Origin of the sequence: Rhodococcus indonesiensis, from assembly GCF_047782815.1 — a bacterium.
In the GTDB taxonomy this organism is placed as follows: domain Bacteria; phylum Actinomycetota; class Actinomycetes; order Mycobacteriales; family Mycobacteriaceae; genus Rhodococcus; species Rhodococcus indonesiensis.
Window position 1 is genome coordinate 3,754,355 of record NZ_CP180630.1, and the last position, 18,674, is coordinate 3,773,028.

At 71.9% G+C, this 18,674-nt stretch carries 2 protein-coding genes; both read right to left on the reverse strand.

Features of this window, described 5'->3' with window-relative positions:
* Positions 1 to 10 precede the first annotated feature (10 nt).
* Complete coding sequence (locus ACM26Y_RS17405) at positions 11 to 5,803, reverse strand: amino acid adenylation domain-containing protein (RefSeq protein ID WP_416063700.1); 5,793 nt, start codon at positions 5,801 to 5,803, stop codon at positions 11 to 13.
* Positions 5,804 to 6,420: 617 nt separating this feature from the next.
* A complete protein-coding gene (locus ACM26Y_RS17410) occupies positions 6,421 to 18,513 on the reverse strand; it encodes an amino acid adenylation domain-containing protein (RefSeq protein ID WP_416063701.1) in 12,093 nt (4,030 codons plus the stop codon).
* Between the last annotated feature and the right edge of the window lie 161 nt (positions 18,514 to 18,674).

Sequence of the window (18,674 nt, forward strand, 5' to 3'; positions counted from 1 at the left end):
GGGGTACGGGTCAGCGGCCGCCCCCGACCCAGCGGTCGAGCACCGGCCCGATCCGGGCGACGGCATCCTGCGACGTCATCTTCCAGTGGGTGGCCTGGACCGATTCGACCGCCAGCGTGCCGGTGACGTGCGTCCGCCACTGCTGCGCGGCGCGGGTCGCCGAGGTTCCGTCCTCGCTCGCGGCGAAGAACAGCAGGTCCCCGTCGAAGCGGGCGGGCCGGTGCTCGGCGAGCAGCCGGTAGGACAGGCGCACGCCTTCGAAGATGCGCTCGAGGCGGGGCAGGGTCAGCGCGTCGAACGGGGCCGGCAGGTCGGCGACCAGCTCCAATGCCTGCTCGGGAGTGAACTGCGCCGGGTCGAGGCCGGCCCCGACGTCGGTTCCGATGGCGCCGAGCAGGTCGGCGACGCTGACCGCGGACGGGACCGTCTCGACGGGTGCGGCGGGTGGGTACGCGTCGAGCAGTGCGAGGGTGGCGACCTCGTGGCCGTCCGCCCGCAGCCGGACCGCGGCGGCGTGGGCGATGATGCCGCCGAGCGACCAGCCGACGAGATGGTAGGGCCCGGCGGGCTGGATCCGCCGGATCCGGTCCACGTACCCCGCGGCCCACGCGTCGATGCTCTCGGGCAGCGGTTCGTCGTCGCGCAGGGCCGGCGACTGCAGACCGTAGAGGGCCCGCTCGGGGTCGAGGTGGCGGGCCAGGCCCGCGAAGCTCCACGACAGACCGATCACCGGATGGATGCAGAACACCGGCTCGGCGGCACCGCCCGGGCGCAACGTCAGCACCGCGTCGAACCCGACGGTGTGATCAACCGGGTCGCCGGCGGATCCCTCGATCCGGGCGGCGAGGGCTTCGACGGTGGGGGTGAGGAACATCCACTGCAACGACACCGGCAGGTTCGTGCGTTCGCGCAGCCGGGCGATCACCCGCACCGCGCTCAGCGACGTGCCGCCGAGGTCGAAGAAGTCGTCGTCGAGACCGACTCGGAACTCGCCGGCGTCCCCCGCCGGCCCGAGAACCTCGCAGTAGGCGGCGGCGACCTCCGTCTCGAGCGGAGTGCGCGGCGGTCGGTGGCGCCGCGGGGCGATCACCGGCTCGGGGAGGGCCGCACGGTCGAGCTTGCCGTGCGGGTTCAGCGGCAGCGCATCGAGGGTGACGACGCCGGCGGGCACCATGTAGGAGGGCAGGGTCTCGGCCAGCGACGCGCGGAGGCCGGCCACGTCGATCCGCCCGGCGGTCGGAACCACGAAGGCCACCAGCCGGTCCCCGCCGTGGACGGCGACCGCGGCGTCGCGGACCGCCGGGTGGGCGCGCAGCGCGGCCTCGATCTCGCCGAGTTCGATCCGGAACCCGTGCACCTTGACCTGGAAGTCGGCGCGCTCGAGGTACTCCAGGGTGCCGCGGCCGTCGCCGTCGATGCGCCACCGCACCACGTCCCCGGTGCGGTAGAGGCGGGTGCCCGGGTCACCGAAGGGGTTGGCCACGAACCGCTCGGCGGTCAGGCCGGGACGGCCCAGGTACCCGCGGGCGAGCTGCACGCCGGCGAGGTACATCTCACCGGCCACGCCCGGCGGCACGGGATGCATCCGTTCGTCGAGGACGAACGTCTGGGTGTTGGGGACCGGGTCGCCGATGGGCACGGAGGTGAGCGTCGGCGTGGTGACCGCGTGGGCGGTCACGGAGACCGCCGCCTCCGTCGGGCCGTACAGGTTCACCAGGTCCGCACTCGAGGCGCCGAGCGCGCGTCGCGCCGTCGGGGCGGGCAGTACCTCACCGATGGCGAGGACACGGCGCAAGGTGGCGGGCAGCGCGCCGGCCGAGTCCTCGAGCAGCGCCTCGAGCATTGACGGCACCACGTGCAGGGTCGTGACCTTCTCACGGCGGATCACGTCGTTGAGGTAGGACGGGTCACGGTGACCGTCGGGGGCGGCGATCACCAGCCGGGCGCCGCACGTGAGTGCGGACCAGAACTCCCACACCGACAGGTCGAAGGTCGCGGCCGTCTTGAGCAGTACCGCGTCGTCGGGACCGAGATCGTAGTGCGCCCGCTTCCAGGCGATCTGGTTGACGATCGCCTCGTGCGGCACCGCCACGCCCTTCGGGCGTCCGGTCGAGCCGGAGGTGTAGATGACGTACGCGGTGTTCGCGGCGCGCAGCGGTGCCCGCCGATCCGTGTCGGCGAGCGGTGTGGGATCGACGTCGCTCAGGTCGAGGCGGTCGACGTCGAGCACCGTCCGGCCCGCCAGGGCGTCGACCCGGTCCCCGGTGGTCGACAGCACGCACTGCGGGGCCGCCGCATCGAGGATGTACCGGTTGCGGGCCGCGGGGTGGTCGGGGTCCAGGGGCAGGTAGGCGCCGCCGGCCTTGGCGACGGCGTACATCGCCACCACGAGGTCGACCGAACGCCGGATACAGAGAGCCACTGTGGATTCCGGCCCCACGCCCTGGGTCACGAGGTGACGGGCGAGCCGGTTGACCCGCGCATCGAAGTCCCGATAGGTGAGGGTGCCGCCGCGGAACACGAGGGCGGGGGCGTTCGGGGTGGCCGCGACCTGCTCGTCGAACAGGTCGACGAGGGTCCGGCCGGCGGACAGGTCGGCCTGTTCGGCTTCCCACGCCCGCATCATCTCGGCCAGTTCCGCAGAGTCGTGCAGGTCGATGTCGCCGACGACGGCAGAGGGGTCGGCGACGACCGCCCGGAGTATCCGCAGATACCGCGCGAGCAGGCGCTGGATCGACGGTGCGTCGAACAGGTCGGTAGCGTAACCGAATTCGATGTCGAAACCGCCGGGTCCGCCGCCCGCGGCGTGATCGACCACTGTGACGTGCAGATCGAAACGCGCTGCGTACGAATCACTCTCGACCGGCGTGATCCGCAGGCCCGGCAGCTCGAGGGTTTCTTGGGCGAAGTTCTGGTAGGAGAACCCGACCTGGAAGATCGGATGGCGTGCGGTGGACCGGACCGGGTCGAGCACCTCGACGAGGCGTTCGAAGGGGACGTCGGCGTGCGCGAACGCCTGCAGGTCGGTGTCGCGGACCTGCTCGAGCAGCGTCGCGAACGAGGTGGCGGCGTCGACGTCGGTCCGCAGTGCGAGCATGTTGACGAACATGCCGATCAGCCCGTCGAGTTCGGGGGCCGTGCGCCCCGCGACGGGGGTGCCGACGACGACGTCGTGCGTGTTCGACACTCGCGCCAGCAGCGCCGCGAGGACGGCGTGCAGCACCATGAAGGGTGTCACGCCGCGCTCGCGGGCGAGCGCGCTGATCGCGTCGTAGGTGGCCTCGTCGACGTGCGCCGAGACCCGGTCCCCCGCATGACCGACGACGGCGGGCCGGGGCCGGTCCGTGGCGAGTTCGAGGTGTTCGGGGATGCCGTCGAGGGCGCGCCGCCAGTAGGCCAGCTGCCGAGCCGTGCCCGAGCGGGGATCGTCCTCGTCGCCGAGGGCGTCGAGCTGCCACAGGGTGTAGTCGGCGTACTGGACGGGCAGCGGTTCCCACGCCGGTTCCCGGCCCGTCGAGCGTGCAGTGTAGGCGGTGACGAGGTCCCGGACGAGCGGACCCAGCGACGAGCCGTCCCCGGCGATGTGGTGGAGGGCCACGGCAAGCACGTGCTCGTGGTCGGCGAGGCGGAAGAGCCGGGCTCGTACGGGAACCTCTCCGGTGACGTCGAACCGCCTTCCCACGAAACCGGCGAGCCGGGCGGGGGCGTCGGAGTCGGTCGCGTCCTCGGGCCCGAGGTCGAGCGGGACGTCGCCGACGTCGAGGATGCGCTGCTCGCCGACGCCGTCGACCTCGGGGTACACCGTCCGGAGCGTCTCGTGCCGCGCGACGACGTCCCGCACCGCCGTTCGCATCGCGTCGACGTCGAGCCTGCCGGACAACCGGACGGCGAGCGGGATGTTGAACACCGCCGAGTCCGGGTCGAGGCGGTTGAGGAACCACATGCGCTGCTGCGCCGGAGAGAGCGGGATCCGATCGGGTCGCGGGCGGCGCGGCAGCAGGGCGCGGGCGGCCGTCGGCGCGGCCGCCACCCGGGCTGCGAGCGCCTCGACGGTGGTGGCGTCGAACAGGTCGGCGGCCGAGACGGTGACCCCGAGCGCTGCCCTGATCCGGCCGATCACGCGCGTGGCGAGCAGCGAGTTGCCGCCGAGGTCGAAGAAGTCGTCGTGGACCGAGACCCGCTGCACCCCGAGCACGTCGCCGAACGCCTCCGCGACGGCCACCTCCGCGGCGGAGGCCGGCGCTCGGTACGGAGCCGACGCGATCTCGGGCTCGGGCAGAGCCGCCCGGTCGAGCTTGCCCACGGGCGTGAGCGGGATGGTCTCCAGCGCGATCACCGACGACGGGATCATGTGGGCCGGCAACCGCTCGGCGACGAACGCGGTGAGCACGGCGACGTCGAGCGCGGAACCGGCGGCGGCGTGCACGTACGTGACGAGGCGGGTGTCCCCCGTCGCGCCCCGGTGACCGACGGTGGCGGCGAAGTCGACGGTGGGATGCGCGGCGAATGCCGCGTCGATCTCGCCGAGCTCGATGCGGAAGCCACGCACCTTGACCTGGAAGTCGTTGCGGCCCAGGTACGTGATGCCTTCTCGCGCCGAACGCGGGGACCGCACCAGGTCGCCGGTGCGGTACCGCCGGGCGCCGTCGGGGGCGGCGACGAAGCGGGTGGCCGTCAGTCCGGGGCGATCGTGATACCCGCGGGCGAGGCCGGATCCGGTCAGGTACAGCTCGCCGGCCGTGCCTGCCGGCACGGGCCGCAGGCGGATGTCGAGGATCTGGGCAGCGGCTTCACGAACGGGCCTGCCGATGGTGACGGGTTCCCCGGGCTCGAGCGGCCCGGAGATGTTCGTCATGATCGTGGTCTCGGTGGGCCCGTACCCGTTGTGGAACCGGCGGCCGGACGCCCAGCGCGCCACCAGGTCCGGAGGGCACGCCTCGCCGCCGACCACCACCGTCTCCAGGTCGTCCAGTCCGGTGGGATCCACCGACGCGAGGGCGGCCGGCGTCACGAACGCGTGGGTGACCCGTTCCCTCCGCAGCAGCTCGGCCAGTTCGTCGCCGCCGTACACGGACGGCGGCGCGACGACCATCGTCGATCCGGATCCGACGGCGAGCAACAGTTCGAGCACCGACGCGTCGAAGCTGGGGGACGCGAAATGCAGGGTGCGGGCGGCGGGGGTGAGCTGGTAGCGCTCGACCTGTTCGGCGCAGAAGGCCGCGAGTCCGGTGTGGGTGACCACCACCCCTTTCGGGTGTCCCGTCGAGCCCGAGGTGTAGATGACGTATGCGGGATGCTCGGCGCGCAGCGGGCGTACGCGGTCGACGAAGGTGAGCGGGTCTGCCGGGCAGGCGTCGAGTTCCCTCCGGACCTCGGGCTCGTCCAGGACGACGGTGTCGAACCCGTCGGGAACGACCCCTCGGTGTGCGCCCACCGTGAGGGCGAGACGGGCGTCGGAGTCCGACAGCATGTACCGGACGCGATCGGCCGGGTAGAGCGGGTCCACCGGGACGAACGCGGCGCCGGCTTTGGCCACCGCCCAGACGGCGAGAACGGACCGGATCGAGCGGGTGAGGAGCACCGCGACGCGGTCCTCGGGGCCGATGCCCCGGGCAATGAGCAGGCGCGCGAGTCGGGACGATTCGGCGTCGGCCTCCCGATAGGTGAGGGTGTGTTCCCCGGCCGTGAGGGCCGGGGCGCCGGGGTCGCGTTCGACGGCGGCCGACAGCAGGTGCGGCAGCATCGTCATGGGCGGCCGGCGCCGCGAAGCGCGGAGCTTCCCACGGGCGGTTCGGTCGATCACCTTCATCGGCTGTCCCCTCCGAATTCCGGATCCGTTGTGCGCGTGCGCATACCGGTTCCGATCACGGTCGGGGTGTCACGAACTGCGGCGACACCCGCCCTCCCCGACGGACACCGCTTCGCTGTCGTCTCGCGCACCGGAACCCCGACGATTCCCGGCTCGAGAGCACTTCGCCACCATTCCACACGAAAACAAACCGTGCCACCTGTTCGTACGTCCAGAAACTAAGTTACCGAAGGGTAGACCGGCATTCCGGACAGCGCGTGGCCCGTCCCGCCGGAAGCGCCGGCACATCCGAATGCCCGATTCGTCGCACGCCGCAGCGCCGCTTCCGAAGGCGCCCGTACCCCCGACCCGCATCCGGGGAGTCTTCGACTGCCCCACAGGAAAGACTCGACACCTGCGGTTTCGGAATACGGAGCCGGAACCCGGCTTGGAAGAGTTCCTCGCCGTCCCGCCGGTTCGATCCGACGGCCTCCATGACCGCTACGGACCGAGTACCGACACTCTCTCCATTTCGTCCAAGGATTGGACAATTCACTCCGGGGTGTTCGATGTGATCTCGGACACGACGACCGCCTGCCGACCGCTCGTGCGCAATGCCCGACACCTCCGAGTCACCGCGCGGCGCACCCGCATTCCGGGCAGGAGCCGACCGACGTCCAGCTTGCCAACAGCGGTCCGAGACGAGTGCACGCACCCGGCCCGGTCATCTCCCAGTGCGAGACGGGGAGATCGTGCCGATGCACCTCGTCCGCGACGTAGGGCGCCCAGTCCCGGCCCCCGTCCGACGCGGTGTGCGGCGCGGCGCCGACGAACAGCATGCGCCCGTCGTACCGGCCCGGAACATGCCCCTCGAGCGCATCGAACGAGCGCTCGATGCTCGTCAGGACGGACGCCGTCAGATCCGGGTCGATGTCGTCGGCGAGCACATCGAGACCGTCCTCGACCCCACCGGGTCCGCCGCCGTGGCTCGCGTTCAGAGCCGCTGCCGCCACCGAGACCGGATCGACCGGGGAGCGCACGGCGTCGGGCAGGTAGGAGTCGAGGAGCACGAGTGAACCGACCTCGAGTCCGGCCCGCTGGAGCTGGACCGCCATCTCGTGCGCGATCACGCCGCCGAGGGACCACCCGACCAGATGGAAGGGACCGTCCGGGTGGACCCGCCGGACCTCCGAGACGTACCGAGCCGCCCAGGACTCGATCGAATCCGGTAGGTCCGACTCACCCGACAGTGCCGGGGACTGCAATCCGTAGACCGCGCGGCCGGGCTCGACGTACCCGGCGAGCGACGCGAAGCTCCAGGCGAGGCCGATCACCGGGTGCACGAAGAACACCGGATCGCGTCCCTCCTCACCCTCCCGCAGAGGAAGCAGAACGGCCAGGGCCGAGTCGGCGGCTTCGCTCGCCGCCGACCGCTCCCCCACCGACCGCTCGATCCGGGCCGCAAGGTCGGCCACCTTCGGATGAGCGAAGACCCATTCGAGTGGGACCGGACGATCGAGTCGGCGCGTGAGCTCGCGGGTCACCCGCACGGCCACGAGGGAGGATCCGCCGAGAACGAAGAAGTCGTCGTCGGATCCGACCCGGTCCGCGGCGAGGACGTCCGCGAACACCTGCGCCACCGCGCGCTCGACGGGTGTCGCCGCAGCTCGGTAGGACGCCCGCTCGGGCATCGGCGTGGGCAGCGCGCCACGATCGACCTTGCCCGTCGCGCCGACGGGGAGCCGGTCCAGGCGCACGATCGAGGCCGGCACCATGTAGTTCGGCAGCTCGTCCGCGAGCACGCCCCGCAGGGACGCCGCGTCGAAGTCCGATTCCGACTGTGCAGCAACGACATACGCGATGATTCGCGCACCGGTCGCCGCGTCCTGATGCACTGTCGCGACCGCGGCCGACACGACGGGCAGACGCAGCAGCGCCGCTTCGATGTCCCCGAGCTCGATCCGGAATCCGCGCAGCTTGACCTGGGAGTCTCCGCGCCCGACGTGCTCGAGGACGCCCGCAGCGGTCCACCGGGCCAGATCGCCGGTACGGTACAGACGTCCCCCGGCCCCGAAGAGGTCGGCAACGAATCGGTCCGCGGTCACCCCGGGGCTTCCGCTGTATCCCCGCGCGAGCTGCCGGCCCGCCAGGTAGAGCTCTCCGGTCACTCCGGCCGGCACGGGTCGCAGCCGCCGGTCGAGTACATACACGCGGGTGTTCCACTCGGGCACTCCGATCGGCACCTGCTCGGTGTCCGCGGGCGTGACCCGGTGCGCCGTCACCGACACGGCCGCCTCGGTGGGTCCGTACAGGTTGACGAGTTCCGCCCGGCTCGACCGGGCGCACGCCCCGGCGACAGCCCCCGGAAGCGTCTCCCCGATCGAAAGCACCCGTCGCACCGAGGTCGGCAACTGTCCGTCTGCAACAGCGATCAGGGCGCTCAGCAGGGACGGAACCAGGTACAGCGTCGTGACGGCTTCGCGTTCGACGAGCGCCAGCAAGCGGACCGGATCGCGGCGGGCCTCGGGATCGGCGACCACCAGCCGGCCACCGCACGTCGTGGCGCCCCAGAACTCCCACACCGACAGGTCGAACGTGGCAACGGTCCGCTGTACCGTCACCTCCCCCGGACCGAACCTGAACTCCGCATGCAGCCAACGCAACTGGTTGACCACCGCCCCGTGGTCCACCGCCACACCCTTGGGCACCCCCGTCGATCCCGACGTGAACAGGATGTAGGCGAGGTTCGCGGGATGCAGCGGCGCGGTCCTGTCGGCGTCGGTCACCGGGGCGGCCGAGTACTGCGACAGGTCCACACTCGAGACATCGAGAACCCGGACCGGCTCCGGCACAACCGCGCTCGCGACGCCTGCGGATGCCGCAGACACGAGCACCGTCGCCGGTCGCGCCGCCGCGACCATGCGCGTCAGCCGGGCGACCGGAAGCGACGGATCGAGCGGAACGTACGCGCCGCCTGCGGCGGCGACCGCGTACATCGCGACGACGAGATCCACCGATCCGGGGATCAGCAGACCGACCCGGACCTCCGGTCCGACACCCTCCGCCACCAGCGCGCGGGCCAGCCGGGCGACGCGGGCACCGAGTTCACCGAACGTCGACTGCACCCCGTCCCCGACGAGCGCGACCGCGCCCGGGCGTTCGCGTACCTGGCGTCCGAGCAGATCGGGAAGGCAGTCGCCGGCCGCGATGTCGACGCGGGTGTCGTTCGCCGCCTCGAGCAGCGCCTGCCGTTCCCGGGCGCCGAGGAGGTCGGCGTCGCCGACCGCGCGGTCGGGAGCCGAGACCAGTTCGCCCAGGATCCGGACGAACCGGTCCACGACGGACGCGGCCGCATGTCCGTCGAAGAGATCGGTGGCGTACGACAGATGCCCGCCGATCCCCGCCGGCGTCCCGTCCGCCCCGTAGCTGTCACCGACGATCAGGTGCAGGTCGAACTGGGCGATCTCCCCCGCGATGTCGAACCGGGCCGCCGTCAGTCCGGCGAGTTCGAAATCGACCGTGCCGAGGTTCTGGAACGACAGGCCCACCTGGAACAGCGGATGCCGCGCCATGGACCGGGCCGGCGCCAGCGCCTCGACGAGCTGTTCGAACGGGACGTCCGCATGGGCCAGGGCCTGGAGGTTCTTCTCCCGGGCCTGCGCGAGGAGCGAGGTGAAGGAGACAGCCGGGTCGACTCGGGTGCGGAACACGAGGGTGTTCACGAACATCCCGATCAGGTCGTCGAGGGCTGCCTCGCCTCGACCGGCCACCGGGGTGCCCACGGCGATGTCCTCGGTGCCGGACAACCGGGCCAGCAGCACGGCGAAGGCCGCGTGCACGACGGTGAACGGCGTCGTCCTCGTTGTTGCCGCGAGTGCCGCCACCCTGCCGTGCAGATCCGCGTCGATCGTGACGGGAACCCGGTCGCCCCGATAGGACTGCACCGGAGGCCGCGGACGGGTCGTGGGCACCGGCAACTGATCGGGCAGATCGGCCAGTTCGTCGGCCCAGAAGGCGAGCTGGCGGGAGACGCGCGACTCCGGGTCGCTCTCGCTGCCCAGGATGTCCCGCTGCCACAGGGTGTAGTCCGCGTACTGCACGGGAAGTGGCTGCCACGCGGGTTCGCGCCCCTCTTGTCGCGCGCTGTACGCGAGGGCGAGATCCCGGACGAGGGGCGCCACGGAATATCCGTCGGCGGCGATGTGGTGCACCACGACGAGCAGGACGTGTTCGGCCGGGGACAACCGGAACAGCCGCACGAGGACCGGCACGGACCCGGTGACGTCGAACCGGGTCGCCGCCGCCGACCGGACGGCAGCGCGGAGTGCCGGTTCGTCGACGTCCGTCGGGTGCAGGGCCGGCGCACCCGCGCCGGCGGGCAGTATCTGCTGGACCGGCACCCCGTCGACCTCGGGGTAGAAGGTCCGGAGGACCTCGTGGCGGACGACGACATCGGCGACCGCCGACTGCAACGCCGCCGGATCCAGTCGGCCGGTCAGCCGCACTGCCATCGGAATGTTGTAGGCCGCGGCGGTCGCCTCGAACCGGCTGAGGAACCACATCCGCTGCTGGGCGGGCGACAGCGGAATCCGCTCCGGACGCGGCCGGGCGGCCAGGGCGGGCGAGCCGCCGGACCCGATGTAGCGTCCCACGGCTGCCGACAGCGACTCGATCGTCGATGCCTCGAAGATCACGCGCACGGGGACCGACGCATGCAGCGCCGCTCCGAGGCGGGCGACGACGCGCGTGGCGATCAGCGAATTCCCGCCGAGAGCGAAGAAGTCGTCGTCGAGCCCGAGCCGCTCCGCACCGAGCACCTCCCCGATCACCGAGGCCACGGCCTTTTCGACCGCGGTCGCGGGCGGGCGGAACTCCCGGACGGCCGGGACGGGTTCGGGCAGGGCCCGGCGATCCACCTTCCCGGAGGTGGTGAGCGGGAGCGTGCCGAGCACGGTCACCACGTCGGGCACCATGTACCGCGGCAGCACGCGTCCTACGGCCGCACGAACGGCGCCGCCGTCGGCCGCGGCACCGTCCACCGGCACGACGTACGCGGTGATCTGCGGACCGTGGGTCCCGTCGTGGACGGTCACGGCGGCCTGCGCCACCTCCGGCTGCGCCAGAAGTGCTGCCTCGATCTCCCCCAGCTCGATCCGCAGGCCGCGCACCTTCACCTGGAAGTCGTTGCGGCCCAGGAACTCCAGGGTTCCGTCCCGCAACCATCGGACTCGGTCACCGGTGCGGTACATCCGCGTCCCGCCCGGGTACGCGACGAACCGTTCCGCCGTGAGATCCGGACGGGTGTGGTAGCCGCGGGCAAGTTGCACCCCACCGAGATACAGCTCCCCCGGTACCCCGATCGGCACCGGATTCAGCCGCTCGTCGAGAACGTAGGCGGTGGTGTTGCGGATCGGGCGGCCGATCGGAACGGTGCCGGCATCGGTGCGACGGCCGGCGCAGCGCAGCACGGTCGCGGTGACGGTTGCCTCGGTCGGGCCGTAGGTGTTGTCGAGCAGCGCATCCGAACGCTCGGCGAACCGGGCCGCGAGCTCGCCGGGCAGCGCCTCGCCCCCGACGGACAGGTACTCGAGCGTCGCCGGAAGTTCGAGGTCGGGATCCGCGAGAAACAGGGCGAGCATCGTCGGGACGAACTCGAGGATGCAGACCGCCCACTGCCGCGAGAGGCGGACGAGGTAGTCCGGGTCGCGATGGCCTCCCGGTGCCGCGATCACGAGTCGTGCACCGACCTGCAACGGGAAGAACAGCTCCCACACCGACGCGTCGAACGTGACCGGGGTCTTCTGCAGGGCCGTGTCCCCGATGCCGAGTTCGTAGCGCTCGCGCATCCACGTCATCTGGTTCACGACGGCGCCGTGGGTCACGGCCACGCCCTTGGGGCGGCCGGTCGACCCGGAGGTGTAGAGCACGTAGGCGACGTGCGCCTCGTGCAGCGGCGCCAGGCGCTCGTGGTCGGCGAACTCGGTGGCCGGCGCCGGTGCGACGTCCGATTCGTCGACCACGAGGGCCGGGACGGTATCGGGGAGCGTGTCCCGGTCGTGTGTCGTGGTCAGCACCACCACCGGCTGGGCGGTGTCCAAAACGTACGCCGTTCGCTCGGCGGGATGTTCCGGGTCGAGCGGCACGTACCCGCCACCGGCCCGGAGCACCGCATAGATGCCGACCATCATCTCGACCGATCGGCTCATGTGGACACCGACCAGACGCTCGGGGCCGACGCCGCACGCGACGAGGCGCCTCGCGAGCCGATCCACCCGGGAGGCGAACTGCGCGTAGGTCAGCGCGGTGTCCTCGAAGACGACTGCCGTCGCGTCCGGGGTGCGCCGGACCTGCCGGGTGAACGCGTCCAGAACCGAGCGGTCGCCGAGCGGCGCAGCCGTCCGGTTCAGCTCGTCGAGCCGGGCGCGTTCCTCCACCGTTCGCAGGTCGATGCCGCCGACCGCGACGCCCGGATCAGCCGCCGCCACCTCCAGGATCGACACGAGTCTCGCAGCGAACGTCCGCACGGTGTCCTCGTCGAACAGGTCGCAGGCGTAGACGACGGATCCGGAGATCCCCTCTCGGCGCCCCTGCTCGTCGCGCGTCTCGGTCAGGTGGATCTCGAGATCGAGTTTGGCGCCGCCCGGGGGCGTTGCGACCGGCGCGATCTGCAGGTCCGGCAGTGCGATCTCGGAACGGGCGAAGTTGTGCACCACGAGCAGCACCTGGAACAGCGCCGAATGCGCGGTGGACCGGATGGGGTCGAGGACCTCCACGAGACGTTCGAGCGGCACGTCGGGGTTGCCGAACGCGGCGAGGTCGACCTCTCGCACGGAGGCGAGGACCTCGGCGAAGGTGGCATCCGGGTCGATCCGGGTGCGCAGCACGAGGGTGTTGCCGAACATCCCCACGAGATCGTCCAGTGCCTCCTCGCCGCGGCCGGCGACCTGCGCCCCGACGGGAATGTCGTCGGTGCCGGACAGGCGGGCCAGCAGGACCGCGAGCGCGGCGTGCACGAGCATGAAGAACGTCACCCCGTGGTCCCGCGAGAGCCGATCGAGCCGGGCGGCCGACGACTCGTCCAGCGTGAAGTCCACGCTCGCGCCGCGGCCGGTCTGCACAGCGGGCCGCGGACGGTCGGTGGGCAGCTCCAGCAGGTCCGGCAGACCCGCCAGGGCCGTGGTCCAGTAGTGCATCTGACGCGAGAGCAGCGAATCGGGATCGTCCTCGGATCCCAGCACATCCTGTTGCCACAACGCGTAGTCGGCGTACTGGACGGGCAGGGGTTCCCACCCCGGCTCGACGCCCGCTCTGCGGGCCAGGTACGCGGTGGCCAGGTCCCGGGCCATCGGGGCCCGGGATCCGCCGTCGCCGGCGATGTGGTGGACGACGACGACCAGCACGTGGTCCCGGTCGGTGAGGCGCAGCAGGGCCGCCCGGACGGGTACCGCGGTGGTGACGTCGAACCCGCGGGAGACGAGTGCGGCGATCCGCGAGGGCAGCTCGTCCTCGGTCACGTCGTGCGCCGCCGGATCGAGGGGCACGTCCTCGACCGGAACGATCACCTGGAACGGTCCGGAACCGGAGTCGGGGAAGACGGTGCGCAGCGCCTCGTGCCGTGCGAGCAGGTCGCGCAGTGCCGCCTGCAGGGCGGGCACGTCCAGCTCGCCGGTCAGTCGCAGCACGAGCGGGATGTTGAAGGCGGCGGAGTCCGGATCGAACCGGTTGAAGAACCACATCCGTCGTTGCGCGAGCGACAGCGGAATCCGCTCGGGGCGCTGCCGGTGCCGCAGCGGCATCCGGGACGGGACGGCGACCGGGTCCCCCATCCGCGCCGCCAGGGCCGACACCGTCGGCGCCTCGAACAACGTCCGCACCGGCACCCGGACACCGAGGGCGGCATCGAGCCGCGCGACCACCTGCATCGCGAGCAGCGAGTTGCCGCCGAGCGCGAAGAAGTCGTCGGCGCGGCCGACCCGCTCGACCCCGAGCACGGCGCCGTACACGTCTGCGACCGCCTGCTCGTCGGGCGTCGCCGGGGCGCAGTACTCGGCCGATTCGGGCTGCGGCACCGGCAGTGCCCGCCTGTCCAGCTTGCCTCCGGCGGTGAGGGGCAGGGCGTCGAGCACGACGACGTGGCCGGGCACCATGTGGTGCGGCAGCGTCCTGGCGAGGAACTCGCGCAGATGCGCCGGGTCGGGTGCGGCGCCGGCCGCTCCGACGACGTAGCCGACGAGCCTGTCCCCGCCGTGCGGATCGGTGTGCAGCACCGTAACTGCCTGCGCGACCGACGGATCCCGCTCGAGCGCGGCGTCGATCTCTCCGAGCTCGACCCGGAATCCACGCAGCTTGACCTGCGAGTCGCCGCGCCCGAGGTACTCCAGCTCGGCGAGCTCACCGGTGCCGCGCCAGCGCACCGTGTCACCGGTCCGGTACATCCGCGTGCCCGGCGTCCCGAACGGATTCGCCACGAACCGTGCGGCCGACAGGGCGCTGCGCCGGTGGTATCCCCGGGCGAGGGCGGTCCCGGCCAGGTACAGCTCGCCCGCGACGCCGGGTGGCACCGGCCGCAACCGGGAGTCCAGCACCAGTGCGGACACTCCCGGGACGGGCCGGCCGACGGTGACCGGACGGCCGGGCTGCAGCCGCGCGAACGAGGAGATGATCGTCGTCTCCGTCGGCCCGTAGCCGTTGAAGTACTTCCGCCCCGGCGCCCACCGCGCCAGCAGGTGCGGCGTTGTCACGTCCCCGCCGACCGAGACGGCCTCTAGGCTCTCGAGGCCCGACGGATCGACTGTCCCGAGGACGGCAGGGGTGACGATGGTGTGGCTGACCCGTTCGGCTCGGATCAGTTCCGCCAGTTCCGGTCCGCCGCCGATCGTGGACGGCACCACGACCAGCGTCGCCCCCTGGGAGAACGCGACCATCCATTCGAGCACCGAAGGGTCGAAGCTCGGCGAGCACACGTGCAGGAAGCGCGCCCGTGACGTCACGCCGTACAGCGTGACGGCGGCGTCGAGCAGCGGGTCGAGGCCCGCGTGGGTGACCACCACTCCCTTGGGCTGCCCGGTCGACCCCGACGTGTAGATGACGTATGCCGCGTGCTGCACCGACAGGGGCCGGACGCGCTCGGGCGTCCCGGCGGCGGATCGCGTCGCGACGACCCGCGCGAACTCGGGATCGTCCAGTTCCAGCCGGGGCGGGGAGTCGGGCAGCGCGGAGGCGTACTCGGTGGTGGTGAGGCACACCGCCGCACCGGAATCGGCGAGCATGTACCGGACCCGGTCCACCGGATAGGACGGGTCCACCGGAAGGTGTGCGGCGCCGGCCTTCGCGACCGCCCACACCCCGAGCACCATCTCGTACGAACGCGGGAACGCCAGGGCCACGACATCGTCGGGGCCGATGCCCCGTGCTGCCAGCTCTCGTGCGAGCCGCGACGACGACTCGTCGAGTTCGCGGTAGGTGATCGTCCGGCCGCGGTACCGGACGGCCGGCGCGGCGGGGTCGCGGGAAACCGCCGCGGTCAGGATCTCGGCGAGCGTGCGGGCACCGCCCGGCACGGCGTCCGGGGCACGCGTGAGCCGGGCGGCCTCGTCGCCGGTGAGGAGCGCCAGGTCGCCGACCGGCACGGCCGGGTCCACCACGGCGGCGGCCAGCAACCGCACGAACCGTCGCGCGAATCCGGCCACGGTCTCGTCGTCGAAGAGATCCCGCGCGAACACGAACTCCGCCGACATTCCCGCGGGTTTCCCGTCGAGGTCCGTGCGTTCGCGCAGGGTCAACGACAGGTCGAACTTCGCGGTGGTCACCTCGAAGGGCACCGCCGCCAGGCTCAGGCCCGGTAGTTCGAGCCCCGCGGGGGGGAGGTTCTCGAGCGCGAGGGCAACCTGGAACAGCGGGTGCCGCGCGGTCGAACGTTCCGGAGCGAGCAGTTCCACGACTCGTTCGAAGGGGATCTCGGCATGGGTGAACGCCTCGAGGTCGTTGTCGCGGACTCGGGCGAGGTGGTCCGCGAACCCGGACCCGGGATCGACCCGGGTCCGCAACACCAGGGTGTTGACGAACATGCCGACCATGTCGTCCAGCGCGGCGTCACCGCGGCCGGCGACTGCGGTACCTACGGCGATGTCGTGCGACGACGACATCCGGGCGAGGAACACTGCGAGTGCGGTGTGCAGGACCATGAACAGGGTCGACCCGTTCTGCTGCGCCAGTTCCGCCGCCCGCCGATGCGTCGGAGCGTCGATGTCGAAGGCGATCCGGCCGCCGGCGAAGGACTGCACCGGGGGGCGGGCGCGGTCGGCCGGCAGGTGCAACTCCTCGGGCAGATCCTCGAGGACCCGCTGCCAGTACTGCGCCTGCGCCGCCAGTGGACTGCCGGCGTCGCCCTCCGATCCGAGCGCCTCGCGCTGCCACAGCGCGAAGTCCGCGTACTGCAGCGGCAGCGGTTCCCATGCGGGTTCCCCGCCGGCGGCACGCGCGGCATAGGCGGTCATCAGATCTCGGGTCAGCGGCGTCATCGACCAGCCGTCGGCGCTGATGTGGTGGGCAACGAACACGAGCACGTGTTCGTCGTCCGCGACGCGGAACAGCCGCACCCGGAACGGCACTTCGGTGGTCACGTCGAATCCGGTGGCCACCACGTCGGCGATGCGGTCCGCCAGATCCGCCGGACGCACCGACTCCGACGCCCAGTCGGGGGTGTACCCGGCGACGGGAACGATCGCCTGGTACGGCAGCCCGTCCCGCTCCGGATACCGGGTGCGCAGGATCTCGTGCCGGGTTGCGATGTCGAACACGGACTTTCGCAAGGCATCGACGTCGAGTCGGCCCGTCAGCCGGATCGCCACCGGGATGTTGTCGGCCGCGGAGGCCGGATCGAACCGATTGAGGAACCACATCCGCTGCTGTGCGAACGACAGCGGTACGTGGTCCGGGCGTTCCCGCGCCGCCAACGGAACCGCCCGGACCGCAAGGCCACCCGACTCGAGCCGGGCCGCCAACGCGGCGACCGTCGGCGCCTCGAACACCGCGGGCACCGGCACCCGGGTCTCCAGGGCTGCACCCAGGCGCGCCACCAGCCGGGTTGCCAGCAGAGAATTCCCACCCAGCTCGAGGAAGGAATCGTCCAGTCCGATGCGCTCGCGACCGAGCACCTCGGCGAACACCGACGCGACGGTCTCCTCGACCGGGGTGCGCGGCGCCCGGTATTCCCGCTGGGCGAACACCGGTTCGGGCAACGCCGCGCGATCGAGCTTGCCCACCGGCGTCAGTGGCACCGTGTCGAGGACCGTCACCAGGGCCGGCACCATGTGGGCGGGCAGCGTCTCCGCCAACCCGGCGAGCACCGCCGGCACCTCCAGCCGGGTTCCGGCCACCGGCAGCACGTACGAGACCAGTGCCGCCTCCCCGGACGGCAGCACCTTGCCGAGGGTCGCCGCGAACTCGATGTCCGGCCGCGCCGTCAGAGCCGCGTCGACCTCCCCCAGTTCCACCCGGAACCCGCGGATCTTGACCTGGAAGTCGCTGCGCCCGAGGTACTCGATCGGGCCGTCGGCCGCGCGACGGACCAGGTCCCCGGTCCGGTACATCCGGGTGCCCGGATCCGACCCGAACGGATCGGCCACGAACCGCTCCGCCGTCAGCCCCGGTCGACGGTGGTAGCCGCGCGCGACCTGAGCGCCGGCCAGATACAGCTCACCGACCACCCCCGGCGGCACCGGCCGCAACCGGCCGTCGAGGACGTACGCGCCCACTCCCGGGATCGGGGTGCCGATCGTGATCGGCTCGCCGGCCACCAGCGGCGCGCTGCTGGTGGCCAGGATCGTCGCCTCCGTCGGCCCGTACGCGTTGAAGAACCGCCGGCCGGGAGCCGACCAGCGGTTCACCAGTTCCGGCCCGAAGGCCTCGCCGGCTGCCACTACGACCCGCAGGTCCGTCAGCCCCGCGGGATCCACCGAACTCAGCGCCGCCGGGGTGATGAACACGTGCGTCACCGCAGCGGCCGTCAGCACCTCGGCCAGGTCGGCGCCGCCGCCCACCGACGCCGGCGCCACCACGACCGTCGCACCCGCGGAGAACCCGGTCAGCAACTCGAGCAGGGAGACGTCGAAGCTCGGCGAGCACACGTGCAGCACCCGCGCGTCCGCATCGACCTCGTAGTGCTCACGCTCGGCGGAGATCACGCCGGCGATGCCCGCGTGCGTGACAGCGACGCCCTTGGGGCGGCCTGTGGAGCCGGACGTGTAGATCATCCATGCGACGTCCAGGCCCTCGAGCGCGCGCGTCCGGTCGGCGTACGAGATCGGATGCCCGGGCAACTGCTCGACCTGTCCGGCCGTCGCCGCGTCGTCGAGCCGCACCTGTTCGACTCCGGCCGGCACGGCCGCGGAGAAGTCGTTCACCGTCATGCACAAGGCTGCGCCGGAGTCCGCCAGCATGAATTCCACCCGCTCGACCGGGTAGCGCGGATCGACAGGGACGAACGTCGCCCCCGACTTCGCCACCGCCCACAGCGCGAGCACCGACTCCAGGGAACGGGGTATCGCCACCGCGACCGCGTCACCCGGCCCGACGCCGCGACCGATCAGCCACCGTGCCCATCGCGACGACGTCTCGTCCAGCTCCCGGTACGACAGGGAGCCGCCCCCGGCGGCACACACCACCGCCGGGTGGTCGCCGCGCAGTTCCACCGCAGACGTCAGCAGAGTCGGCAGCGGTGCCACACGCGCGGCCCGGCTACGCGAACGGCCCCGTTCCCGGCGCCGCACCCCCGACTCCCGCCTCACGCGCCCGGACCTCGATCTGCCCGGACCGGGCTCCTGCGTTGCACTACGGAACAGCTCCTTCCACACGCGGGAAGAGAATGGAGAACTCGTCCCGCCCG